The 23770-nt window shown below is 73.5% G+C and carries 19 protein-coding genes, 1 tRNA gene and 1 riboswitch; of the genes, 7 read left to right on the top strand and 13 right to left on the bottom strand.

Annotated features, from left to right (window positions below):
* Positions 1–32: 32 nt before the first annotated feature.
* The 5 genes from ACR80Q_RS08050 to ACR80Q_RS08030 all read right to left on the bottom strand — a co-directional run bounded on the left by ACR80Q_RS08050 (position 33) and on the right by ACR80Q_RS08030 (position 6517).
* Positions 33–605, bottom strand: a complete 573-nt coding sequence (locus ACR80Q_RS08050; RefSeq protein WP_435377074.1) for a single-stranded DNA-binding protein — start codon at positions 603–605, stop codon at positions 33–35.
* Positions 606–776: 171 nt separating this feature from the next.
* Positions 777–2483 carry a GTPase gene (locus ACR80Q_RS08045; protein ID WP_435377073.1) on the bottom strand — a complete coding sequence of 569 codons (1707 nt, stop codon included), beginning with the start codon at positions 2481–2483 and terminating at the stop codon, positions 777–779.
* Positions 2480–4357 (bottom strand): dynamin family protein, encoded by a 1878-nt coding sequence (locus ACR80Q_RS08040; RefSeq protein ID WP_435377072.1) that lies wholly within the window; start codon positions 4355–4357, stop codon positions 2480–2482. The genes ACR80Q_RS08045 and ACR80Q_RS08040 overlap by 4 nt, the downstream gene beginning before the upstream one ends.
* Before the next feature lie 181 nt (positions 4358–4538).
* Positions 4539–6224, bottom strand: coding sequence for an amidase (locus ACR80Q_RS08035; protein WP_435377071.1), 1686 nt, complete (start codon positions 6222–6224; stop codon positions 4539–4541).
* Positions 6221–6517: a hypothetical protein gene (locus tag ACR80Q_RS08030; RefSeq protein ID WP_435377070.1), complete on the bottom strand. Its 297-nt coding sequence runs from the start codon at positions 6515–6517 to the stop codon at positions 6221–6223. Before ACR80Q_RS08030 ends, ACR80Q_RS08035 begins: the two co-directional genes overlap by 4 nt.
* A gap of 266 nt (positions 6518–6783) precedes the next feature.
* Between ACR80Q_RS08030 and ACR80Q_RS08025 the strand changes: the two genes are divergently transcribed.
* Entirely contained in the window at positions 6784–9156 is a 2373-nt protein-coding gene (locus ACR80Q_RS08025; RefSeq protein WP_435377069.1) for a fibronectin type III domain-containing protein, read from the top strand.
* Between the two features lie 638 nt (positions 9157–9794).
* Here ACR80Q_RS08025 and ACR80Q_RS08020 read toward each other — a convergent pair.
* The 4 genes from ACR80Q_RS08020 to ACR80Q_RS08005 all read right to left on the bottom strand — a co-directional run bounded on the left by ACR80Q_RS08020 (position 9795) and on the right by ACR80Q_RS08005 (position 16146).
* A complete protein-coding gene (locus ACR80Q_RS08020) occupies positions 9795–11213 on the bottom strand; it encodes a cobalamin B12-binding domain-containing protein (protein ID WP_435377068.1) in 1419 nt (472 codons plus the stop codon).
* A gap of 92 nt (positions 11214–11305) precedes the next feature.
* The gene (locus ACR80Q_RS08015) at positions 11306–13900 is read right to left on the bottom strand and encodes a sensor domain-containing protein (protein ID WP_435377067.1); all 2595 of its coding nucleotides are present in this window, start codon (positions 13898–13900) and stop codon (positions 11306–11308) included.
* A 427-nt stretch (positions 13901–14327) separates the two neighbouring features.
* Positions 14328–15443 carry a WxL protein peptidoglycan domain-containing protein gene (locus ACR80Q_RS08010; protein ID WP_435377066.1) on the bottom strand — a complete coding sequence of 372 codons (1116 nt, stop codon included), beginning with the start codon at positions 15441–15443 and terminating at the stop codon, positions 14328–14330.
* Between the two features lie 118 nt (positions 15444–15561).
* Complete coding sequence (locus ACR80Q_RS08005) at positions 15562–16146, bottom strand: WxL domain-containing protein (RefSeq protein ID WP_435377065.1); 585 nt, start codon at positions 16144–16146, stop codon at positions 15562–15564.
* A 14-nt stretch (positions 16147–16160) separates the two neighbouring features.
* A riboswitch (cyclic di-GMP riboswitch) is annotated at positions 16161–16236 on the bottom strand.
* Positions 16237–16864: 628 nt separating this feature from the next.
* On the opposite strand from ACR80Q_RS08005, the gene ACR80Q_RS08000 reads away from it, so the two are divergent.
* Positions 16865–16937: transfer RNA gene (locus ACR80Q_RS08000), tRNA-Arg, on the top strand.
* 50 nt (positions 16938–16987) lie between these two features.
* Here ACR80Q_RS08000 and ACR80Q_RS07995 read toward each other — a convergent pair.
* Positions 16988–17785, bottom strand: a complete 798-nt coding sequence (locus ACR80Q_RS07995; RefSeq protein ID WP_435377064.1) for a GAF and ANTAR domain-containing protein — start codon at positions 17783–17785, stop codon at positions 16988–16990.
* Between the two features lie 292 nt (positions 17786–18077).
* Here ACR80Q_RS07995 and ACR80Q_RS07990 point away from each other — a divergent pair, with 292 nt between their 5' ends.
* Positions 18078–18410, top strand: coding sequence for a 2TM domain-containing protein (locus ACR80Q_RS07990; RefSeq protein WP_435377063.1), 333 nt, complete (start codon positions 18078–18080; stop codon positions 18408–18410).
* Positions 18411–18446: 36 nt separating this feature from the next.
* Here the strand turns inward: ACR80Q_RS07990 and ACR80Q_RS07985 are convergent, their stop codons facing one another.
* Positions 18447–19325 carry a universal stress protein gene (locus ACR80Q_RS07985; protein WP_435377062.1) on the bottom strand — a complete coding sequence of 293 codons (879 nt, stop codon included), beginning with the start codon at positions 19323–19325 and terminating at the stop codon, positions 18447–18449.
* A gap of 358 nt (positions 19326–19683) precedes the next feature.
* Between ACR80Q_RS07985 and ACR80Q_RS07980 the strand changes: the two genes are divergently transcribed.
* The 4 genes from ACR80Q_RS07980 (at position 19684) to ACR80Q_RS07965 (ending at position 22470) form a co-directional block, all read left to right on the top strand.
* A complete protein-coding gene (locus tag ACR80Q_RS07980) occupies positions 19684–20133 on the top strand; it encodes a MauE/DoxX family redox-associated membrane protein (RefSeq protein ID WP_435377061.1) in 450 nt (149 codons plus the stop codon).
* Entirely contained in the window at positions 20130–20861 is a 732-nt protein-coding gene (locus tag ACR80Q_RS07975; protein WP_435377060.1) for a DsbA family protein, read from the top strand. Before ACR80Q_RS07980 ends, ACR80Q_RS07975 begins: the two co-directional genes overlap by 4 nt.
* Before the next feature lie 107 nt (positions 20862–20968).
* Positions 20969–21724, top strand: a complete 756-nt coding sequence (locus tag ACR80Q_RS07970; protein WP_435377059.1) for a GAF and ANTAR domain-containing protein — start codon at positions 20969–20971, stop codon at positions 21722–21724.
* Positions 21721–22470: a GAF and ANTAR domain-containing protein gene (locus ACR80Q_RS07965; protein ID WP_435377058.1), complete on the top strand. Its 750-nt coding sequence runs from the start codon at positions 21721–21723 to the stop codon at positions 22468–22470. The genes ACR80Q_RS07970 and ACR80Q_RS07965 overlap by 4 nt, the downstream gene beginning before the upstream one ends.
* Here the strand turns inward: ACR80Q_RS07965 and ACR80Q_RS07960 are convergent.
* Entirely contained in the window at positions 22406–22831 is a 426-nt protein-coding gene (locus ACR80Q_RS07960; RefSeq protein WP_435377057.1) for a hypothetical protein, read from the bottom strand. The genes ACR80Q_RS07965 and ACR80Q_RS07960 overlap by 65 nt on opposite strands.
* Positions 22831–23712: a tetratricopeptide repeat protein gene (locus ACR80Q_RS07955; RefSeq protein WP_435377056.1), complete on the bottom strand. Its 882-nt coding sequence runs from the start codon at positions 23710–23712 to the stop codon at positions 22831–22833. The genes ACR80Q_RS07960 and ACR80Q_RS07955 overlap by 1 nt, the downstream gene beginning before the upstream one ends.
* Positions 23713–23770: the final 58 nt, after the last annotated feature.

Raw genomic sequence — 23770 nt, 5'->3', positions numbered from 1 at the left:
TCACGCCTCCCGGGCGGGGCCGCCCGGCCCGGTCAGAACGCCGGCTCGGCCTGCCGCGCGGCAGAGGCCCGCAGGCTGTCGGTGCCGACCCCCTCGTCGTCCTCCTCTTCGACCAGCTCGCCGGTGCCGGTGTCCACGAACGACCCGGCGGCCGTGTCGTCGACCGGCTCGACGCTGACCTCACGGGCGAGCGCGTCGGCGTCCGTGCGGTCGACGTCGTCGCGGGCCTCCTCGGCCCGGGAGCGGCGGTTGGCCGTGAACGACGTGGTCCCCCAGGTCAGGTCGTGGCCGACGACCTCCGCGGTGACGTCGGCACTGGTGCGCGGCTGGTCGTCGTGGACGAAGTCCCTGACCCGCAGCCGACCCTGCACCAGGACGCCCTGCCCCTTGCTCACGCTGCTGACCACGTTCTCGGCCAGCCCGCGCCAGCAGGTGACGGTGTACCAGCTGGTCTCGGCGTCGACGACCTTGTTGTCGGTCTGGGAGTAGCGGCGGGAGGTGACCGCGACCCGGAAGCTGCACACCGTGGTGCCGTTCCTGGTCACCCGCAGCGCGGGCTCCGTGGCCACGTTGCCCCGCAGCGCCACCTTGGTCTCGTTCAGCATCTGGCTCCCCTTCGTCGGTGTGCCGGCGCTGCGCCGGCGACACCACGACGATGGCCGGGACGACCCTGACGACGGGTCCCCGGCCGGGGCCCCTGTGGACGGGCAGGCCCTCGCGGGGCTGTGGACACCGGACGCGGGCCGGGGTGGGGACGCCGCGGGACCGGGTCCGGGTCAGGGGGTGAGCAGGTCCCGGCAGCGTCGGTGGTCGGCGAGCACGTCCGCGACCGGGACGAGCACCCGCTCGCGGGCGACCTTGCCGACGGCGACCTCGAGCCTCAGCTGGGCCGTCTCGGCGCGCGCCCTGGCCCGTCCGGGCACGAACGTGCCGGCGAGCAGCGTGAGCAGGGCCCCGCCCAGCAGGCCGATCACCGTCAGAGCCGTCGGCAGGGGCAGCGGCAGCCAGGCCGGCAGGCCGGGGACGGTGGGCAGGTCCGGGTAGGGCACCTGCAGGAAGTCCAGGACGAACAGGGCCAGCAGGCCGAGCAGGCCCACCAGGGCGGCGGCCGCCAGCACGACGTGCAGGAACCCGACCAGCACCCACCACGCGGGGCGCTTGAACGTGAGGTCGGTCGACAGCACCGCCTGGTCCAGGGCGTCGCGCAGGTCGTCGGTGCGCACCGGTGCCTGCCGGACCGACTCGGCCCACCGCTCGGGCAGACCCTCGGTCGCAGTGCCCAGCAGCTGGCGCTCGGCCAGGTCGACGCGGGCCAGCTGCGCCCTCGTGGGCTCGGGCACCGACGACCGGGCCAGTCCGGTCAGGTCGCCGCTCAGCCGTGGGTCCTCCAGCCGGAGGCGCTTGAGCGGGTCGCGTCGCAACCGGGACACCCAGCGCGTCAACGGCCAGCCGATGTACGCGCTGGCATCGCGGCGGTAGGAGGACTCGACGGCCGAGACCACGGCCGGGACGGACGCCGCACCGGCCAGGGCGTCGGTCAACCGGTCGTCGCCGCCGACCTCGTCGATGCCGGGCTCGTCGTCGGCGACGCCGCGACGCAGCCCCGCCGCGGTCTCCCGGAGGGCGGCGCGGGCCCGACCGAGGGCCATCGCGCGGGAGGCGACGGCGTCGGCGAACAGGCCGCGCAGGTCCTCGACGCCCTCACCGGTGACGGTCGAGGTGGCCATGACCGTCGCGCGCGGCAACCCGTCCTCACGGACCAGGCGCTGCAGGTCGGCCAGGACGGCGTCGCGGTCCTCGGGTGTGAGCCGGTCGGCCTGGTTGAGGACGACGAGCAGGACGTCGTCGTGGCCGCGCAGCCGCCGCAGGTAGTCCGCGTGCAGGGTCTCGTCGGCGTACTTCTGCGGGTCGACGACCCAGACGATCAGGTCGATCCGGTCCACCAGCCGGTCGACGTCCATCCGGTGGGCGGTCTCGCGGGAGTCGTGGTCCGGCATGTCGAGCAGGACCAGGCCCTCCAGCGCCGACCCGCCGCCACGACCCAGCTCGCTGTCGTGGACCGTGCGGTGCCGTGACGGGACCTCCAGCCAGTCCAGCAGCGGGTCGGCCCCCTCGCCCCAGACGCACGCGACCGGGTGCGAGGTCGTGGGTCGGCGGACCCCCACCGTGCTGATCTGGAACCCGGCGACCGAGTTGAACAGGCTCGACTTGCCCGAGCCCGTCGCCCCGGCGAGCGCCACGACGGTGTGCTGGGTGCCCAGACCGGCGCGCACCCCGGTCCGCGCGATCTCGGCCCGGGCGGCCTCCACCAGATCGGGGTCGAACCGGTCGCCGGCGACGGTGAGGGCGTCGTCGATGCGCGAGATCAGGTCGGGCACCTCGACGGCCGGGTCGACCTCGGGGGTGCGCTGCTTGCGGTCCCCCCGACGCAGCCGACCGCGGCGGGTGGTCGTGTCGTCGTCGGTCGGGGTGGCCCCGTTCACCGGGCCTCCTCCAGCTGTTCCAGCGCGACCCGGATGCGGGCGCCGGCGTCGGCCACGGGCGCGGCCTCCACCCACCGTCGTCGCTCGGACTCCAGCAGGGCGTTGACGCGGTCGAGCAGGTCGGCCCGGGCCTGCGCGGCCAGGGTGCGGACGGCCTCGTCACCGAGGATGGCCTCGAGCAGCCGCTGGCTGAGGACGGCGGTGCCGCCCGCGATGGCGACCTCGCCGCCGGTCAGGCCGGCGGTCTGGCTGAACGCGGCGAGCATGAGCACGAACCCGACGCCGTTTATGCCCAGGCTGACGGCCCGGGCCTGCGCGGCCCGGGTGCGGCCGGCCTCGTCACCGAGGATGGCCGCGAGCAGCCGCTGGCTGAGGCCGGCGGTGCCGCCCGCGGTGGCGACCTCGCCGCCGGTCAGGCCGGCGGTCTGGCTGAACACGGCGAGCATGAGCACGAACCCGACGCCGTTTACGCCCAGGCTGACGGCCCGGGCCTGCGTCTTCTTGCCCTCGCCGAGGTCGTTGACCAGCTCGATGACCGAGCCCTGCCAGTCCCGGACCAGGCGCTGGATCTTCTCGTCGGTGCCGTCGGCCGGCCGCGCCAGCGACGGGTCGCGCAGCAGCAGCGCCGCACCGGCGGGACGCCCGCGCCACTCCTTGGCCACGTCCCCGGCCGCGGCCGTGATCTCCGACAGCAGCAGCGCGTGGGTGGAGGACTGCAGGGCCTCGCCGAGCTTCTCGACCGGGGCGCGCTTGCCCCGCACCAGGCCGACCAGGCGGTCGCGGACCCGGGACACGCCGGCCTCGAACCCGCGCCACAGCTCACCGGTGCCGAGCGCCTCCTGCCAGCGGGTCAGGACCTCGCCGCGCAGCACCGACCCGTCGGACAGCGAGGTGTCCAGGTTGCGTCGGGCCAGCTGGTAGCGGTCGCGGGCGACGGCCCGCAGCTCGGTCGCGGCGGCGTTCTGCTGGTCGGCGGCGTCGGCGATCCCCCGGACGCGCTCGTCCAGGGTGTTGAGCGCGCCCGTCACGGTCCGGCGGATGACGACGCCGCGGGCGGCGGAGTCCGACGCGAGACCGGTGAGCCAGGCGTGCAGGCTCTTGACGGCACGTCGGGGCAGCAGGCCCGCCTCCACCTCGGAGTCGACGACGGAGAAGATCGGCGAGGCGCCCAGACCGTTGGCCGCCAGCATCCCGGCCAGGTCGTCGCGGACCTCGGTCAGCGCCTTCTCCGGCACCCGGTTGAGGACGATGGCCAGGGCGGCCGCGCGGGCGGCGGCCTCGTGCAGCAGGCCCCACGGCACCGCGTCGGCGTAGCGGGCCGCGGTCGTCACGAACAGCCAGAGGTCGGCGGCCGCGAGCAGCTGGGCGGCGAGCTCACGGTTGGAGTCGACGACGGAGTCCACGTCGGGCGCGTCCAGGACGGCCAGACCGGTGGGCAGGCCCTCGTCGGCGACCAGGCGGACCGTGGTGATGGGCCGGTCCGGCGGCAGGTCCTCCTCGGGGCCGTGGACGCGGGCCAGGCCCGGGAGGACCCGCTGGTCGGTGAACCAGTGCGCGTCGTCGGGGTGGTGGACGAGCACAGGGGCCCGGGTGGTGGGTCGGAGCACGCCGGAGCGGGAGACCTCGCGGCGGAGCAGGCTGTTGACCAGCGTCGACTTGCCGGCGCCGGTGGACCCGCCGACCACGACCAGCAGGGGGGCGTCCAGGCGCTCCAGGCGGGGCAGCAGGTAGTCGTCGACCTGGCGGCAGACACCGACCACCTGGGCGCGCGCAGCAGCGACGCCCGGGGTCTCGTAGGCGAGGTCGACGGTGTCGAGCTCGGCACGCAGCGCCCCCAGGGCGCCGACAAGCGAGGAGCCGTCACCGGTGGTCACCCTCACACCTTGCCCGCAGCGCGTTCCCAGGGCGAATGGACTCGCTGGAGATCACGGAGAGTTTGTGGGGCCCGCCCCGCTGTGCACGGGACCGGGCAGGTCCGGTCACGGGCGCCGTGACCCCGGTCGCCCCGTCGTGCGGGGCGGACCGGCGTCACGGCACCCTGGTCGTGGCCCTCCGTCACTGCGTCCGGGTGGCCACCTCGTCCGCGCTCAGCCGGCCGCGCTCCGGACGGGGCCGCGCGGCCGTCCGCACCCCTGCGGGTCGCTGCGTGTACGGGCGGCGCGGGGTCCCCAGCGGGGTGGGCGCCGGGCCGTCGGCGTCCGGGTCCTCCGGACGCCGCAGGTGCCAGTCGGTCTGGGCCTGGTAGGCGGCGGCGACGGCCAGCAACCGGTCCTCCGCGAACGGCAGGCCGCCGAGGATGGTGCCGATCGGAACACCGCCGCCGCTGAAGCCGATCGGCAGGGCCAGCTCGGGCAGGCCGAGGATGTCGAACGGCACGGGGCTGGTCTGCACGACGACGTCGCACTGCGCGAAGAGGTCGTCGAGCACCCGCTCCAGCAGCAGGTTCTTGGCCCGCTGACCGGTGATGAACTCGACACCGCCCAGCAGCGCGCCCTGCAGCCAGCTCGTCACCGAGACGCCCAGCAGGCGCAGGTCCTGGCGCATGATCTGCAGGAACGGCTCGGTCCGCTCCGGCAGGCGGACGTTGTTGAACGCCCCGCCCGTGAGCAGGTCCCACTCCTCCGGCAGGGTCACGTCCACGACGTCGATCCCCGACACGTCGGCCAGCGCGTCCAGGAACGCCGTGCGCGCCTGCGCGGTCTCGCTGGTGCCCGAGGTGAAGCCGGGGATGACCCCGACCCGGGTGCTCCAGCGCACGCGCCGACCACGGTTGACCGGTGTCGCGGCCCGGACCAGGTCCGCCACCGGCGGCAGGCCCTGGGTCCGCGGGTCGGCCGGGTCCTCCCCCGCCATCGTCTGCAGCATGATCGCGGCGTCCATCGCGTCGCGGGCCAGCGGACCGGGGTGGTCGCGGGTGTAGGTGAGCGGCACGATGCCGTACAGCGACACCCGGCCCATGGTCGGCTTCAGACCGGTCAGGTTCTGGGCGTTGGACGGGCCGGTGATCGAGCCCCCGGTCTGGGTGCCGATGCTGGAGGCGGCCATCCGGGCGGCGACCGCGGTCGCGGAGCCGGTGGAGGAGCCGCCGGGGTTGGTCGCGGGGTTGTTCGGCGTCCACGCGTTGACGGTGGTGACGACACCCGCGGGCGTGGTCGCCCGGCTCGTCGCCAGCGGCCCCATCTGCGTCTTGCCCAGCACGACCGCCCCGGCGTCGAGCAGCTTGGCGACCGACGTGGCGTCGAAGTCCGGCACGAACCCCTCGAAGGCGAACGAGCTGGCCGTGGTCTCGATCCCCGCGGTGAAGTAGTTGTCCTTGACGGCCAGGGGCACGCCGTACAGCAGCGAGCGCCGCGGCGGGTCCGTCAGCGAGCGGGCGCGGGCGAGCGCGGCGTCGGCGACCACGGTGTTCCACGCCTGGTAGGTGTCGTCGAAGGCGCCGATCCGGTCCAGGTAGGCCTCGACGAGCCGTTCCGAGGTCAGCCGTCCCCGGCTGATGAGGGTCGCGGCCTCGGCCAGGGTGAGCTCGGTGATGTCGGCCAGCGCCTCGGGACGGATGCTCGCGGCGACCGCGCTGGGCACGGCCGTCGGCGCGGCGTGGGCGACGGCCGGCAGCGAGACGGCGGAGGCCCCGACCGCGGCCAGGACGCTCATCCGGGTCAGGAAGGAGCGACGGTCGACGTGACGGTCGGTCGGCTGGTCGGTGTCCAGGCCGCCGCCGGTCCCGACGGTGGGGGCGCTCACCGGTCGGTCCAGGCGGTCGTGACGGACGGGTACAGCAGCGGCGCGGGTCCCTGCTGGGACAGCCGCGGGTCGAGGCTGCCCCCGGGGCCGGGCACGGTGTAGGCGCTGAGGGTGGTGACGGTGCCGCGCACGAACGAGCGCAGGCTGGCCAGGACGGACAGCTGACCGGGGCTGCCGGTCACCGGGTCCGCCGTGGAGCCCGGCGGGAGCTGGGTGATGTCCAGGCCCATCGACGCCAGGCGGGCGATGATCATCGTGTCGAGCTCGGCATCGGTGGGTGGGGTGGGTGCCACGGGTTCCTCCGGGTGATCAGGGGTGGGGTGCCCGATACAACCCGCGTCAGGTGTCACCGCTGTTTCGGGCCGCGACCGATGACGTAACACCGCCAGGAGCAGCGCCACCCCTTGCTCCGAGCGGGTGGGGCCCGTCACGGACCGCTCAGGTGCTCCGGGCGGATGTCGATGAGCCCCCCGGCCCTGGTCCCGTGCCGGGCCCCGGACTCAGGAGACACGCATCAATGGTCGCTAGAACTACGAAGCCGGGCCGGTCGTCCCGACGGGTGAGGACGATCGCCGCGCTGGCTGCGGTCGTCGTCGTCGGCGCCTCGGGGATCCCCAGCGCGCTGGCCGGGACGGTCGACCCCGAGGCGGTCGCCGCCGCGCCGGAGGTGACTGAGGCGGCCGACGCCACCGAGGACGTCGACCCCGGCCCTGTGCCCGTCATCGAGGAGCCCGAGGAGCCCGTCGAGGCGCCCACCGAGACCGACCCGGCCGTGGACCCCGAGGTGGCGGTGGTCGAGGAGCCGGACGTCGCCGCCGAGCCGAGCCTCGACACACCGGCGACCAGTCCGGACGCGCCCGTTCCCACCGAGACGGGTGGCGTGGACGCCGCCGACGAGGCCGGTGGAGGGGGGTCGGAGCCCGACGGGTCGGTGACGGCCCAGGAGGACGTCGAAGCGGCGGCGGGCCCGCTCAACCTGCTCGCCACCGCGAGCGCCGACGGTGACGTCGTTGTCACCTGGACCATCGACCACTGGGCCACCCTCAACTACCCGTGCCGCGACACCTACCAGATGTGGCTGTACATCGGAGGTCTTCCGGGCAACGAAGAACCTCTGTACATCGAGGGACCTACGGAGACCGAGGGGCCTCCGAGCTTCAACGTCGAGCTGCCACGCGGGACCACCACGCACCCCTTCGAAGACATGCCCGCGGGTGAGTACATGGTGAACCTGTCCACCAACTGCTACCCCGGTGAGCAGACCACCGTCACCATCGAGGGCGAGGAGCACGTGGCACCGCAGCCGCCCACCGACCTGGACGTGGTCGTCGACGACCGGGCCGCCGTCATCACCTGGTCCGCCCCGAGCGACCCGGGGACCAGCAGCGTCACGGGCTACCTGGTCTTCGTGGACGATGGCGCCCCGCAGGAGGTCCAGGCCCCGACCAGCAGCGCCTCGTTCCCCGACCTCGCGCCCGGGCTCCACTCCGTGCGGGTCCAGGCGGTCAGCGACCACGGCATCAGCGGTGCGGTTTCCGACGCCTTCAGCGTGACCGCCGCACCGACCTCCCCGGTCGCGGTCACCGCGACCCAGGACGGTGAGGACGGCGTCAGCGTCTCCTGGTCAGTCCCGGAGCACGCCGGTCACCCCGGTCTCGACGGCTACTCCGTCTGGTTGGACGACGACGAGGCCGCAGCAGTGCCTGTGACCGTCGGCGACCTGTCGACCACGCTGACGGGCGTCGCCCCCGGGTTGCACACCGTGAGCGTCCGCGCCATCAGCGAGTACGGCGACAGCGCCCCGGCGTCCACTCAGGTGTACGTCGGCGCCAGCCCTTCCGTACCGCTCCAGGTGACCTCGGAGCGCCTGGGGAGCAGCAGGGTGACCATCCGGTGGGCAGCTCCGTCGAACCTGGGCCACCCCCAGCTCGACAGCTACGACGTCACGCTGGACGGCGGCACGCCGCAGCGGGTCACCCAGCGCGAGGTCACGCTCACCGGCGTGGCCCTCGGGGCGCACACGGTGACGGTGGTCGCCAACAACGAGTTCGGTCACAGCGCGGCCGCCAGGTACGACTTCGACCTGCCTGCCCTTCCCTCGGAGCCGATCGAGGTCGAGGCCGAGCAGACCGGCCCCACCTCGGTCCTGGTCTTCTGGACCGCCCCCTCCACCGAGGGCGACTCCCCCATCATCGGCTACCGGGTGACCGCCTCGCCGAGGCCCCTGTTCGGGCGCCTCGACGGCGTCCTCGCTGCTGATGCCCCGGACGTGCTGACCCAGGACGTCGGGGCCAGCGTCCGCAGCCACGAGTTCACCGGGCTCCGCCCAGGTACGGAGTACACCTTCTCCGTCGCCGCGATCACCGAGGACGGTGTCGGGGAGCCCGGGTCGGACGACGAGCAGACCAACGAGTGGCGTGCCCCGTCGGTGCCCACGAACGTCTCGGTCACCCAGACCGGCGACGGACAGGTAACGGTCCGGTTCGGCGCGCCCGAGGACTCGGGCACCTCGGAGATCGTCGGCTACGTGCTCGGCCTCAGTGGTCCCGACTTCGGCGGCTACGAGGAGTTCGACGCCGACACCCGGGAGATCGTCATCGACGACCTCCCGCCCGGTGAGTACGCCTTCCGACTCCTCGCGGTCAACGAGCAGGGCGCCGACGGCGCGCCGTTCGACATCGACCTCGTCGTCCAGGGCGAGCCCGCTCCCCCCGCGGACGAGCCGGTCCCCGACGACGACCCCCTCGTCGTCAACGCCCCGGTCCGCACGGTCGTGACCGCCCCCGCAGCCACGTACACCACGGCGGCTCCGGCCGCCCTGGCCCGTACGGGCGCCGAGGCCGGCACCGTCGCCCTGGGCGGCGTGCTGCTGCTCCTGATGGGCGTCGGCGCGATGCTCGCCGGCCGTCGCCGTCAGGTGGCTGACGCCTGACCGACGCACCGCAGCAGGCACGACCGACGGCCCCGCTCGTCCGCCTCACCGGCGGTCGGGCGGGGCCGTCCGGCGTCGTCGCCCCGCCGCGGCACGGGACACCCGGTCGGGGTAACCACTACCGTTCTGGCCAGGGCGGCGACCGGCTCGGTCGTGGGTGGCCGCCCGCCCCGCCGAAGTCCACGTCCCCACTCCCGCCCCCGTGGGGGATCCGGAGCTTCATCCGAACAGGTCAGACGCGCTGCGGCCGCAGGAGAGGGCTGAGCGAATCTGGGACGCGGTACGCGCTTCGGCGGACCGCTATTCATCCGGATCAGGAACGCGGTCACGGGCTCGTGGGCTGAGAGGTCCGCTGACACCCGCACCCCGGACGGTGTCGTGGCGCGACAGCCACGACGACAGGGTCCGTTCACCTGTCAGAGGTGGCCGGACAACTCGGGAGAAGGGCGCCCGGCGGCAGCTGCCTCGTCGATACGGACGGTCGCGGGTGCCACGCCCCACCTCAGCACGGCTACGCCCAGCCCCGGCCGAGCGAGGCGAAGGACCCGAGGGACCGCCCGCCCATCCCAGCACGGGACGCATGCAGCGCTCAACGTGCGGTCTGCCCGTGACGGGGGCGGCAAGGACGCACATTCGTGTCAGGGCGTCGGCATGTCGCTCGCGGCTGCGCCTAGGGCCGCCGCCCCCGCTGGGGCGATCTCAGAGATTGCCTCGGCGAGGGTGAGGACGACGGACTCGATCAGGTGGCGGGGCAGCACGCGCGTGTCCCGCTCGCCGTGCCACTGCAGGATCGCCGACAGCACGCCGACGTCGTCGGTCAGCACAGCGGCAGCCGTGTGCCGCAGGAGGTTCGTGAGGGTCCCGGTCCGTGACGAGCCCGCGTCGTCCCCGGTGCCGGGCTGCGGGGCGGCGGCGTCCAGCAGCGCCACGGCCTGCACCACGAGTCCGGCGTCGGCGGCGTCCAGCAGCAGCACCTCCCGGGGCACCGGGGCGGGCCGGCCCCGCAGGTCCGGGGCGGCGTTGGCCAGGCTGGCCGGGTCGTCGGACCAGCCGTCCGCCCCGATGGCGAGGGCACGGTCCGGGGTGCCACCGAACGCATGACCGCCGGCCACGACCGGCACGCCCGCGGCGTGGGCCGCCTCCACACAGCGCAGGGCTCCGAGCAGGTTCGTCGTCAGGGTGCAGGAGAGCGCAAGCAGGTCGATGTCGCCTGCAGCCAGGCGCCGGCCCAGGTGCTCTGCCGGCACGGACCCACCGAGGACGGTGACACGGACACCCCGGGAGCTCGCCACAGCGCCGGCGAGACGAGCGGGGAGGCTGTGCCACTCGCCCTCCGCGCAGGCCATGAGGACGTGCCGCTCGCGCGGCGCCCGCGTACGGTCCGTCGCGAGGGCTGCGCACCCACGCCGCTCGATCGTCGACGTCAGGACGGAGAGGGCGCGGTCGGTGACCGCGGTCGCCGCGTGCTCGTCGGCCACGGACCAGTAGCCCCGCTGCCAGAGCCGGCCGACCTCGACCTGGGTCGGGGCGAGCACCTCGCGTATCACGCTCTCCACGTCGTGGCCCTGCCCCAGCAGGTCCGTGACGAGCGCGCAGGCGGCGTCGGCGTCGGCGGCCCGGACTGTTGCGAAGTACTGGCTCAAGGGGTCCGCCGTCGGGCGTGCTCGGGGCTCGGGGGCTGCGTCGGGCCGGAGACGAGCGACTGCGTGACGTGCGTCCGCGAGCAGGACCACGAGCAGATTCTCCAGCCGCATGGCGCTGATGCTGATGTCGTCGATGCGGACCAGCATCGGTTCGGACAGGCCGAGGGAGATGTCGACGGGCAGGATCCCGGGGCCGCCGAGCCGGGCCGGGAGGACCGCACCGCCGAGGTCGTGGACGAAGGTGGCGAGGATGTCCACGACCTCGCTCCGGGTGCGGGCGCGCAGCAGCGCGCGGGTCGCCTGCAGCTGGTGAGCGACCGCGTCCGGGTCGGCCGCCGGCGGTGTCGGCGGGTAGGCCCGGCCGGGGCGGAGCAGGTACGACGACTGGCGCGAGCGGTCCCGACGGGCAGCCACCAGCGAGGGCGGCAGAGCACCGGGCGACCGTCCTGCCGGCACGCCAGGATCTCCCGGCCCGCCCACAGGTCCGATCCCTCTCGTCCCGGCGGTCATGAGTGACTCTGCTCCGTCATCCGGCCCGAGCGGGCCGAGGCCGTCGACTGCGCGATCGCCGCGGCGGGTGCCGTCGTTGGGCGGTCACCGCGCAGGTCGTCGTCGGGGATACGGACGTCGAAGGGTCGGATGAGGATCCCGGAGGCCGCGAGCTCCTCGATCGGCAGCGCCTTGCTCCACAACCACCCCTGGGCGGTGGCGCAGCCCAGGCGGCGGAGCAGGGAGGCCTGCGCGACGGTCTCCACGCCCTCGGCGACGACGCTGACGCCGACGGCCTTCCCCAGCTCGATGATGGACGCGGCGATGGCCGGTGCGTCCGGGTGGGTCGTGAGGTCCGAGATGAAGCTTCGGTCGATCTTGAGCGCGGAGACGGGCAGGTCCCGCAGGTAGGCGAGGCTGCTGTAGCCGGTGCCGAAGTCGTCGATGGCGATACCGAACCCGGCCTCACGCAGGCGACGCAGCACCGCGATGGCGTGCTCCGGCTCGTCCATGATCGCCGTCTCGGTGATCTCGAGCGTGACGCAGCGGGGCGGGACGCCGGCTCTGTCCGCCCACTGCTGGGCGAACGTCTCGAACTGGCTGTTCTGCAGGTTGCCTGCGGACAGGTTGACCGCGACGAAGGCGTCAGGGGGGAACAGCCCCGCGCAGCGGAGTCGGCCGACCTGGGTGAGGGCGCGCGCGAGCATGTACCGGTCGAGCTCCCCGCTCAGGCCGGACGCCTCCGCCACGGGCACGAACTGGTCCGGGCGGACGGGACCGCGCCGTGGGTCCGTCCAACGGGCCAGTGCCTCCACGCCGAGGACGCGACCAGTCGCCAGCTCTACGACGGATTGGAAGTGCGGTTCCAGGACCTCGGCGGCCAGGGCCGCGCGAAGGTCGCCGGCGAGGGCGAACCGGTGCCCGGCGTCGTCGGCGAGGGCATGGTCGAACACCCGGGCGCGGCCGCGCCCGGCGGTCTTGGCTGCGTACATGGCGATCTCGGCGAAGCGCAGCAGGTCGTCGGCGCCGGCTCCAGGGCTGACGGCCACTCCGACCGAGGCCGCGACGTCGACCGTCATGCCCTCGGCGATCTCGACAGGCAGGCCTAGGACGTCGAGCACGTCTTTGGCGAGGCGCTTGCCGTCGGCCTCGTCCCCATGCTCCATGACGATGACGAACTCATCGCCGCCAGGGCGGGCGAGGGTGTCGTGCGGGCCGATGACACCGCGCAGCCGGTCGGCGACCGCGACCAGGACGGCGTCACCCACCGCGTGACCTCGTGAGTCGTTGATGAGCTTGAAGTGGTCCAGGTCGACGGACAGGACGACCGGGCTCAGCTCCGTGCGACGGGTGGCCTGCTCGAGCCGGTCGAGCAGCAACGCACGGTTGGCCAGTCCGGTCAGGTGGTCCTGGAGCGTGGCCGCCGCGATCTGCGCCTCCGCTCGTCGGGCGTCGGTGATGTCCGAGACCAGGGCGAGGGACCCCCTGCCTACGGCTTCGTCGGTCCACGGCGCCGCGGAGATCCATAGCTGTCGTGTCCGCCCGTCCGGGTGGCGGTAGGCGACCTCGTACCGCTCGCTGCCGCGCTCGTGACGCGTCGCCAGACGCAGGGCCATCTGACCGGAGTCCTGGGGCTGCAGCAGGTCCAGGGCGTTCCGCTCGTAGATCTCCTCGATGCTGACGCCCAGGATGTCGGCGACGCGGGCGTTCGCGAATCCCGTCCGGCCTTGGGCGTCCACCGCCCAGATGCCTTCCTCGGCGGTCTCGGCCAGGGTCCGGTAGCGGTGCTCGCTGCGCCGTAGGGCCTGCTCGGCCAGGATGCGTTCCGTCACGACCGTGAGGTTGCAGACGATGCCGCCGATGCCGCTGTCGAGCACGTTGTGACAGGTCTCCTCGACCCACCGCCACTCTCCGTCGCGAGTCCCGACCCGCAGGAGCATGGTCGCGGACACGCCCGTGCTGACCACCGAGTGGTAGGTGTCCTGGGCGGCCGCGAGGTCGTCGGGGTGGACGACGTCCCAGCCGCATCCGGCGACGAGGTCCTGGCTGTCGTACCCGAAGAGGCGGGTCACGGCCGGTGACACGTACAGCAGCATGCCGTCGGCGTCGCTGACGATGGCGAGGTCGCTCGCCAGCCGGGCGAACGCGTCTGTCATCTCGTCCTGGCGGAGGCGGGCGCGTTCGGCGGCCCGCACAGCCCGCAGGTCCTGGAACTGCGCGACGGCCCCGTCGACGGCACCGCTCTCATCGTGCAAGACGCTCACGTCGATGCCGACGGGCACAGCACTCCCGTCGCGGTGGCGCAGGACGCGCTCGCACCGGCCGGTCTCGGTCTGTCCCCGGAGCAGGCTCGCGAGCACGACAGCACCCTCGCCGCTGTCGTCACCATGGCCGAGCGCCTCGGACTGTAGGCCGACGAGCTCCTGCCGGCTGCGGCCCAGCAGGTGCCACAGTGCGTCGTTCACCAGGTTCAGCCGGCCCAGCCGGTCGACAGTGGCCTGCGGCACCGGCGAGCGCTCGAATGCGGCCCGGAAGTGCTCCCGCAACCACGCGGAGGTAGGGGCCGACGCCCCACCACCGGGGTCGCAGTGCGGCGTGGACGGGTCGCGCATTTTCACACCCCTCCAGACGTCGACGGGGCGTCGCTGGTCCACCACCGTGGCGCACGTCCAGGGTCGAGGGTGCCCGGACGTGCGTCGAAGCGCGTCCCCCCCGCCGTCGCGGCGACCGTCCTTGTCAGTGCAGGCATCGTTGACCTCCTGCAGGTCTACTCGACCACGGGTGAGCCCTTCTGGAGCCCCAGGGCGTCCACAGTGGCCGTCGAGTCCTGAGTCACCCTGATGCACAGGAGAGCCTCAGGTGAGGCTGGAGCGACGGCCTGAGCGGACCCATGGGCCGGCCAGCTTGTCGGCAGGCCTGTACCTGATCAGCGAACGCCTGCGCAGGAGCACCTTGGCGGGGTCGCGAGGGTGCACGTCCGGGATCACCGGGAGGCCGTGCTGCTGCTGCTGCGCAGCGGGCCCGGTGCCGGATCGGGCTTCAGCGCGCCAACGGAGCCGGCGAGCGCCCGCTTCGGCGGCCGGAAGCGCTCGGGGACACTGCGCTGCGGCGACCCCTGGGGGTCCGACGGCGGATGAGCACAGCCACGAGCAGGAGGAGGAGGACGGCCAGGGCAGCACCCATCACGACGGCGATGACGATCCCCACCAGTCCGCTGGCGGCGAGGTCCATCCCTCCGGGAGTCTCACCCGCTGCCTCGGCGAGCGCCGCGGCCACCTCAGGCGCCACCGTGAAGAGCCCGTCGAACGTCACGACCTGACCGTCGGCGTAGTCGATGTGCACGTTCACGGGGTACTCGCCGATCGCCACGGTCCCCTCCACGGGGATGGGGTAGGCGATGGCGGTGCCGGGTACGAACGTGCCGACAGCGAAGTCGTGCTCCACGTCCAGGCCGGGGATCGAGAGGGTCCCATTGGTCTCTGTCAGCAGGGTGCCGCCGGTGTTCTCCACCCCGATCCCCACGTGCAGACCGTCCGGTCGCGCCAGCGGGTCGGTACCGGTGATGAGGAGCTCGGCGGGGGCCGAGCCCACGTCCACCTGCACCGCGATGACGCGCCGGGTTCGCACGGCCAGCTCGGCGCCGGCCTGGTCCTCTCCCGCGGTCACTGCGAGCTGGGGTGCCGGCGGCGGGCTGACCGACAGTCCCGCCAGGTGCGTTCCTGCCTCGACCTGGTCGGGGACCACGACGCGGAAGTCCACCGTGGTGGCCTCACCCGGGGCGAGGGTGACCGATGGCTGCTCGATCGTGATCCACGTGCCCGTAGCACTCACTGCCTCACCCGGCGCCGGGAACGACACACCGCCCACCTCGGCGGTCCCGGCGTCCAGGGCCGTGAGCTCGAGCTTCAGCGGGACGTCCTGGTCGTTGCGCAGATCGACCGACTGGGTGACGGTCTGGCCCTCGTCCGCGGCCAGGACGAAGTACCCGCCGGACTCGGCGAGGCTCGAACCCTTCGACGGCAGCAGCACGAAGGCCGTGTCCTCACCGGCCGCTGTGGACGCCGACGCCGCGGGGACGACGAGCAGCGCCGCGGCGAGCAGGCCGGTCATCGCGGCCACGACGCGGCCGCCGCGGACGGATGCCGAGACCTCCATGTTGACCTTTCTGTGGTGCCGAGGGAGGGCGGGGACCCACACCGTTGAAGAACGTCGGCTGGTGTCCCCGCCCTCAGGGGCTCGACCTCCCGTGGTCAGAAGGTCGTCGACAGTGGGGTCAGGGCGTGGTGGCCAGCGTCACCGTCACGTCACTCCGGTAGGTCGCGGCGTAGGCGTCCGACGGAACCGTCAAGGTGGCGGTCGTGGCGCCGAAGTCGTAGGTGCCCATGCCTGCGCCCGGTGCGGCAGTGGCGATCGTCACCGCTGCCCCGGCGTCGACGGTGTACGGGCCGGGTGCGATCGCCGGCACCGCGGAGGTCGTTCCTGCTGCCGCGCCCACCGTGGGGGCCGACAGCTCGATGGAGCTGGTCGGGAGGGTCCGACCACTGCCCACGTAGTCCGTGCCGTTGTGCTCCGCCATCTGAGAGGCCTGAACGGTCACGGTCCACCCCGCTCCGGACCCGGTGTTGTCGCTGACCGAGAACGTGCCCACGGCTGCGTCCACGTCCTGGCTCTCGCTGTTCAGCGTGACGGGGGCGAAGTCCCCGACCGTCGGGTCGGTGCTGAACTCCAGGGTCCCTGCGGTGACCGTCACGTCGGACGGGTCTTGGACCGTGTCGGCGAGCGCGGGTGCGGCGCCGGTGGTGACCAGTGCGGCCGCGGCCAGGACGGCCACGCAAGTGCGCGTACGGGATCTGCTCATGAGCTAGACCTTTCGTTGGTAGCCCGGCTGACCCTGTGGGTCCCGTGGCTTTGCGTCCCCGCCTTGCGGTCGGGTTTGCCCTTGTCGGCTTGCTCCGTCGGCATCATTGCCAACAGGTCCTCATCGTCGAGTTCTGCTGCGACCTGAGGACTCTCCCCCATCCGAAACAGCGTTCACCCGTTCGCCTGGGCCGGCGACTGCGAGGTCGACCGGAGACCTTTGCGAGGTCGGACCCCACGACGCCGCCGGGGAGGCGGTGAGGGTGACGCAGCACGGATCCGTCGATCGCCCTTCCGAACCATGACCCGCCCTGCGGGTGCGGCCTGCTCGCCCGCGACGCCGTCGTCGCGGCCCGGACGCTCCCCACTCAGGGCGACGTCATCGCAGCCCACGTCACCTGCGACCCCTGCGGCACCATCCGCGGCACCGCTCAGCTCGACGCCCGACACCTGGGCTGAGCCACCGGCACCATCACCGCTGGGCGGGCCACCTCGGCCCGCCCAGCGGCATGTGTGGCAGCGCTGCGGCGGAGGGGCAGACCACTGCGCGGCGGCCACACCAGGAGACATCTCCACCTGGGGCTCGTCCGCGACGGGCCCCGTGCAGCCCCCCGCGACCCACCACCCTCGCAGGGCCCGAACGGCTACCGTGGTGCCCGGAGTAGCCGCACGAGCAACCGGTTCTCCGGAGGTAGTCCGGATGGAAGTCCGGATCTCCCGCCCCCGTAGCTCAATGGATAGAGCAACGGCCTTCTAATCCGTAGGTTGCTGGTTCGAGTCCAGCCGGGGGCACCGGGCCGACTGGCCTGCAGGTCAGGGTCCGTCCGGGCCCCGCGCGCGCCTCATCCCGGCACGGCCGGTCTCGCTGCTTCGGGCAGCTCTCGGGTCTCCACCATGTGACGGGCGACGTCGCGGAGCTTGAGGTTGGAGTTCCTGCTGGCGCGGATCAGCACGGCGAACGCGCGCCCTTCGTCGAGCCGGTGGCGCTCCATGAGCATGCCCTGGGCCTGCCCGATGACCAGACGTGTCGCCACGGCCTCCGTGAGCTGGGCCTGCCGCCGGATCGCGGCGTACGCGATGGCGGCGTGGGAGACGAACATGAGACCGACGTGCTCGGACTCGTCGGTGAACGCACCCGTCTCGTAGGAGTACAGGTTGAGCGCGCCGAGGTCGTCGCCGGCCACGAACAGCTGGAACGACAGCATCCCCCTGGCCCCGGCCTCAGCCGCCCTCGCGGCGAACGCGGGCCAGCGGCGCTCCGCCGCCATGTCCGGCACCCGGACCGTCTCGTGCCGGTAGGCGGCGTCGACGCAGGGGCCCTGGCCCGTCTCCTCCTGCAGGGCGTCGACCGCCCGGGGCAGACGACCGGTCGCGGCCTCGGACCAGACCTTGCGTCGCCCGAGCACGAGGCTGATCGAGCCCTCGTCCACCCCGGGGATGAGCTGGACGGCGGCCTGCACGATGCCCTCCAGGGTGGCCGCGGGGCTCCCGGACTGACCCAGCTCGCGGGCGACCCGGGTCAGCTGCTGCGCCAACCGGTCCTCACCCCGGTGCGAGCCGGTGTCGTGGGCCGAGGCCTCGCCGCGGCCACCCAGGAGCCCGGCGACGTGGTGGTCGTCGCGGCTCTCATCCGTCACCATGCAGGCCCCTCCGGTGCTGGCTGATCGGGGGACGACGCTGCGCGCCGGTGCGGCCGATGGCGTCGACCCCGCACGATACCGGGCCAGGCACCCTGTTCTCCGGCGTCACCGAGGCCGAGATCCAGGACCCGGTCGCGCGTCGATGCCGTGGCCGCCGCGCACCGCAGCCACGCCGGCACGTCCCCGAGGCAGGACCTAAGCCCCGGTCCCGGCCCCCGCCGGCACGGGATGCTGTCAGCACGGCGTCTGCCAGCACCGTTGGCCGCCGAGCCGCCACCGACCCAGGAGCCCCATGCCCGCGCACCGCACCACCCTCATGGTCCGCCCGACAGCAGCCCCCCCGATCGACCACGGAGGGCCGACCGGCCGCACCGAGGAGGTGCTCCGCCGGGCGGCCGCGGAACGGTCGCAGCACCGGGCCGGTCTGCGGGTGCAGGTGCTGTCGTTCCTGCTCGTGGTCCTCGTCGTCGTGGCGCTCTGGGGCCTCGGCGGCGGTGGCGTGTCGTGGCCGTTCGTCCCCCTGGCCTTCTGGGGCGTCGGCCTCGCCCTGCATGCCCTGGCCGTCTGGTCCCGGACCCCGACCGAGGCCGAGGTCCGGGCCGAGCTGCTGCGGATGACCCGCTGACGGAGGCCACCGCGGGGCCCCGGCCCCGCCCGCCCGTCAGCCGTGCGGACGAACCACCGCGACCGGGCCGCAGGCGTGGTGCAGCACGGCCTGGCTGACCGAGCCCAGCAGGACGCCGGCGAAACCACCGCGACCGCGGGAGCCCACCACGACCAGCTCTGCACCGTCCGAGGCAGCCACCAGCGCCTGCCCGGCGTGGCCGTTCACCAGCCGCGGGTCGACGTCCACGTCGGGGAAGCGGCTCTGCCACGGCTCCAGCGAGGCGGCGAGCGCCTGCCGTTCGTCCTCCTGCATCCTGTCCGCGACCGTGACCCCCCACGGGTTGGTCGCCGCCGGCAGCTCCCACGCCCGCACCGCGGTGAGACCGAGCCCTCGCCGTGCTGCTCTCTCGAACGCGAAGCCGACCGCGAGCGCCGAGACGTCCGAGCCGTCCACACCGACCACGACCCGGCCGGTCGGGCCCGAGGGCTGATCGGGCCCGTCGGCCGGGGCGCGGACGACCACGACCGGGCAGGGCGCGTGGGTGGCGACCTCGGCGCTCACGGACCCCACGAGCAGGCCACGGAACCCGCCCAGCCCACGACTGCCCAGCACGAGCACGTGCGCGCCCTCGGCCCCGGCGAGCACCGCGGCCGCCGGACCGGCGACCACCAGCTCGGTCGTGACCTCGAGCCCCGGTGACGCCGAGTGCGCCTGGGCCTCGGCCTCGGCCAGGACCTGTTCGGCGTCCGTCCGCAACCCGCTCCCGACGAGCCCCTCGTCCGGGGAGTCGAGCGACACCCTCGGTCTGGTCAGGGGCCAGCTGAAGGCGTGCACCAGGTGGAGCGGTCGCCGCTGCTCCGTCGCCTCGGCCGCGGCCCACCGCACCGCGGCCTCGGCCGCGGGCGAGCCGTCCACGCCGACCACGATCTTCATCTGTCTGTCATCCGACACCATGGGTTGTCACTCCGACTTCGTCCGGGGGCGATGCGCGGGCGCGGCTGCGACGTCGCAGATCGGCACGCTAGGTGCTGGGTGGGGGCGCCTGCAGGGACGAAGGTCCCGGTTGCGCACGACCCGCCCCCGGCGCGGCGAGGTCACGGTTGCGCCCCGACCCTGCAGGACCTAGGTCCTCCACGGCCCTGCCGGAGCCCGCCGAGGATGACGGAGGTGGCGCAGCCGCGCGACCGCGACCGAGCCGCACAGACAGGTCCAGATGCAGACACGCGCACCTGCGGTTCCCCAGCACCCGCCGACCGGCACGAGCGTCGGCACCACCTGGCGAGGACGGGCCGTGACCGTCCTGGCGCTGCTCGCCCGGTTGTCGCTCGCCGGCGTGCTGCTCGTCTCGGGCACCATCAAGCTCCTCGACCCCGACGGCAGCGTCCGTGCCGTCCGCGCCTACCGGCTGCTGCCGGACGACCTCTCCGTCGTCGTCGGCTACGGCCTGCCGGCCCTGGAGGTGGGGCTCGGGATCCTTCTCCTGCTCGGGCTGTCCACCCGGTTGGCGGCCGTGGGCGCCGGGCTGCTCGTGCTGGCGTTCGTGGCCGGGATCGCCTCGGCCTGGGCCCGGGGGCTGTCCATCGACTGCGGCTGCTTCGGCGGCGGCGGGGACGTGGCCCCGGGCACAGCCTCCTACGCCGTCCCGCTCGCCCGGGACGTCGGCCTGCTGCTCGCGGCCGTGCTGCTGTCCCTGCGTCCGCGCACCCCCCTGTCCCTCGACAACCGTCTGGATGAGCGATGAACCGCAGCACCCTCCCCCTGCCCGGCACCGCCCGTGAGCGGTTCGCCCGCAGCGCGGCGGCCCAGCAGCGCACGGAACGACGACGACGGCAGCTGTTCCGGGGTGCCCTGGTGGCCGTGCTGCTGCTGCTCGTCACCGGGGTCGTGGTCGTCGTCAACATGGGCCGCGCCGCAGAGCAGGCGCAGTCCGCCCCGCCGGCCCACCTGACGGACGGCGGCGTGGTCGTGGGCGACGCCCCGGTCACCGTGACGGTGTACGGGGACTTCCTCTGCCCGGCCTGCCGGGACTTCGAGGCGGAGAACGGCGAGCAGATCGCCCGCTGGGTGGCCGACGGCACGGCGCAGGTCGACTACCGGCCCGTCTCGATCCTCGACCGGCTCTCCCCCGACGGTTACCCGACCCGGGCCGCCGCCGCTGCGGCCGCCGTGGTCGACGTGTCACCGGAGTCCTACGTCGCCTTCCACGACCTGCTCTACGCGGTCCAGCCCGCGGAGGGCGCACCCGGCCCGACGGACACCGAGCTGGCGGACCTCGCGGTCCAGGCGGGGGCGGCGGAGGACGTCCGGGACCTGATCGAGGCCGGACGCTTCGTCGACTGGGTCGCCAGCACCACCGACACCGCGTCGCAGGACGGCGTCGTCGGCACCCCGACGGTGCTGGTCCAGGGCACGGCGGTGGACGACCGGTCGGCCGCCGGGCTGCGGGCCGCCGTCGAGGCCGCGCAGTAGCGCGGGGCGTGCCTGGTCGACGCGAGGGACCGGTCACGTGGGCATGCCATGACGGAGCGCCACCGGGGCTAACCTGGGGGAACCGTCGACGGGCACGCGGAGGTGGCATGGACGACCAGGAGCTCCGGGATGCCCTCGGCGACGCCATGACCGGCGCGCACACGCCGCTGGAGGCGGCCGACCGCCTGTGCGCGGCCTGCGTGCAGCTCCTGGACGTCGACGGGGCCTCGATCTCCTACATGGGAGACGGCACCATGCAGGGGACCTTCGGTTCCAGCGGACCGCTGAGCAGGACGCTGGACGAGCTGCAGTTCACCTACGGCCAGGGTCCCTGCCTCGATGCGGTCACGCAGTGCCGACCGGTCCTCGCCCCCCACCTGAACGGCCCCGTCGAGGACCGCTGGCCGGCGCTCACGCAGGCCATCCTCGGCCACGGCATCCAGGCCATCTTCGCCCTGCCGGTGGCCATAGCCAGCACCCCCATCGGCGCCCTCGACCTGTACCGGCGCAGCAGCGGCCCGCTCGACGACGCCGCGATGACCGGAGGGGTGTACGCGGCCAAGCTTGCCGCGCTGCCGTTGCTGGACCTGATGACGGCCGACACCGACTGGCAGTCGGCCGCGGAGGGCCGGGGCAGCTGGGAGCAGCTCGAGTCGCTGGAACGGGTCGAGGTGTACCAGGCCACCGGCATGATCATCGCGGCCCTGGACGTCAGCCCGGCCGACGCCCTCGTGAGGCTCCGCGCCCATGCGATCTCCCGCGGCCTCACCGCCAGCGTCGTGGCCTACCAGATCCTCAACCGGCGCCTCGTGCTGGACCGCGACGACTGGCACGTGACCGGCGGCGACGAGGGCACGACATGAGCCAGCGTGAGGACGACATCGTCGCCGCGTTCGTCGAGATATCCGGCAGCCTGGCCCGGGGCAACGACGTCAGCGAGCTGCTCACCCAGCTGGCCGCCGACTGCGCCCGACTGCTCGACGTCAGCGCCGTCGGGCTCCTGCTCGCCGACACCCGCGGCTCCCTGCACGTGGTGGCCGCCTCCTCCGAGCGCGTCGCCGACCTCGAGGCCTTCCAGGCCCAACGCGCCCAAGGCCCCTGCCACACCTGCTACCTCGACGGCCGCCCGGTCAACGTCCCCGACCTGGCCGCCGCGGCCTCCCGGTGGCCCGAGTTCGCCGCGGTCGCCGCGAAGGCCGGCGTCGCCAGCGTCCACGCCGTCCCCATGCGCCTGCGCGACGCCATCATCGGCGCCCTCAACCTGTTCGGCGCCACCCCGGGCGCCCTCAACGAGGCCGACCTAAGGCTCGCCCAGGCCCTCGCCGACGTCGCGACGGTCGCCCTCATCCAGGACCGCGCCGCCTCCGACAAGAACCTCGTCAACGAGCAGCTCCAGAAGGCGCTCGACAGCCGAGTCGTCCTCGAGCAGGCCAAGGGCGTCCTGTCCTACAGCGGCAACCTGGAGATGCCCGACGCGTTCGCCGCGCTCCGGCACTACGCCCGTGACCACAGCATCAAGCTCACCGAGCTGGCCGGGGCCCTCGTCAACCGCGCCCTGCCGGCCGCCGTAGTCCTCGAGCACGCCCGGAGCCGTCCTCACGGGACCTGAGGGTGTGCAGGACGCAGTTGAACAGCTCCCACCGGACCTGCCCCGCGCCGTCCGGGTGACGCCACTGGTCCGGAGCAGGCAGAGCCGTCCTGGGGTCCGGGCTGGCGCCGCCGTCCCAGGCGCTCACCACCAGGTCGGCCACGTACGGGGCGCCCGGCCGCAGGACCGACACCCGGGACGCGCCCGGTGTCGCCAGCGGCATCACGCTGATCTCGAGCACACGGTCCTGGGACACGACCGGTCGACCACCCAGCAACGACCTCAGGGCCGCGGTGAGGTCGTCGTCGCCGAACCACAGCAACCGCCCCTGCCACGCGACCAACGGGTCGTCGCCGTCCTTCGTCCGGATCCCTCGCCCCATCAGAGCCCGGCGTCCCGCTCGGCGGCAATCACCTCGGCGGCGTCCCTCTCGGGGGCGGGCACCTCGGCGGTGGGCACCTCGGTCAGGTAGCTGCTGACCGGCAGGTCGGCCACGACGTGCTGGGCCCCCAGGTACGGCTCGAGGATCTCGACCGCGTCGTTGGACAGGTCCAGGGCTTCCGGCGTCCGACCCTCGAACGTGTAGATCTTGGCCAGGTCCACCATGGTCCGGGCGACCTTGCTGCGGACCCGCACGTCCGGGTAGGACCGGTACTCGATCGCGGACAGGAAGGCCTCCTCTGCCGCGGGCATGTCCCGACGGGCCTCGTAGGCGAGGCCCTTCACCCGGAACGCGTCGACCATCACCTCTGCCACCGCCACCCGGTCCCGCTGGGGCAGGTCGACCCGGTAGGACAACGCGGTCGTCGACCACGGCTCGACGGTCGCGACCTGCGTCGAGGCCGCGGCGAACTGCTCCGGTGTGGCGTCCGGGTTCTCGGCCTCGAACGCAGCCAGCCCCTCCTCCTGCGCGTCCACGGACTCGAGGGTCTCCTCGACCACCGGGGCGCCCAGCACCCCGAACACCTTGTTGCCCCGGGTCACGAGGATCGACTCACCTCGTTCGGCGCGGTGGACCGCCTCCGACGGTGAGCGCTGACCGATGTCCGTCGCAGACAGCTCCTTGACGGAGGGCTCTCGCAGCGCGAACGACGCCAGCTGGTGGGTGTGACGAGGCATCGAGGGGGGGTCTATGGCGGCCACCACCTGTCCGTGGCGCGAGACCAGGACCCTGCGGCCGTCCTCCAGGGCCTGGAACCAGTCCTGCACGTCGTCCTTGAGGCGAGACACCGGGACGGGGCCGTAGTCCGGCGAGCTGCTCACCAGGAGCACCTCCTTCTACCTAGACTCATAGGTAGAAGTTACCTGCCGGCCTAGGTAA

Origin of the sequence: Aquipuribacter aurantiacus (assembly GCF_051216895.1) — a bacterium.
Taxonomy (GTDB): Bacteria; Actinomycetota; Actinomycetes; order Actinomycetales; family JBBAYJ01; genus Aquipuribacter.
Note: the sequence above shows the minus strand (reverse complement) of the source record. Positions and strands in the feature narration are given on the sequence as shown.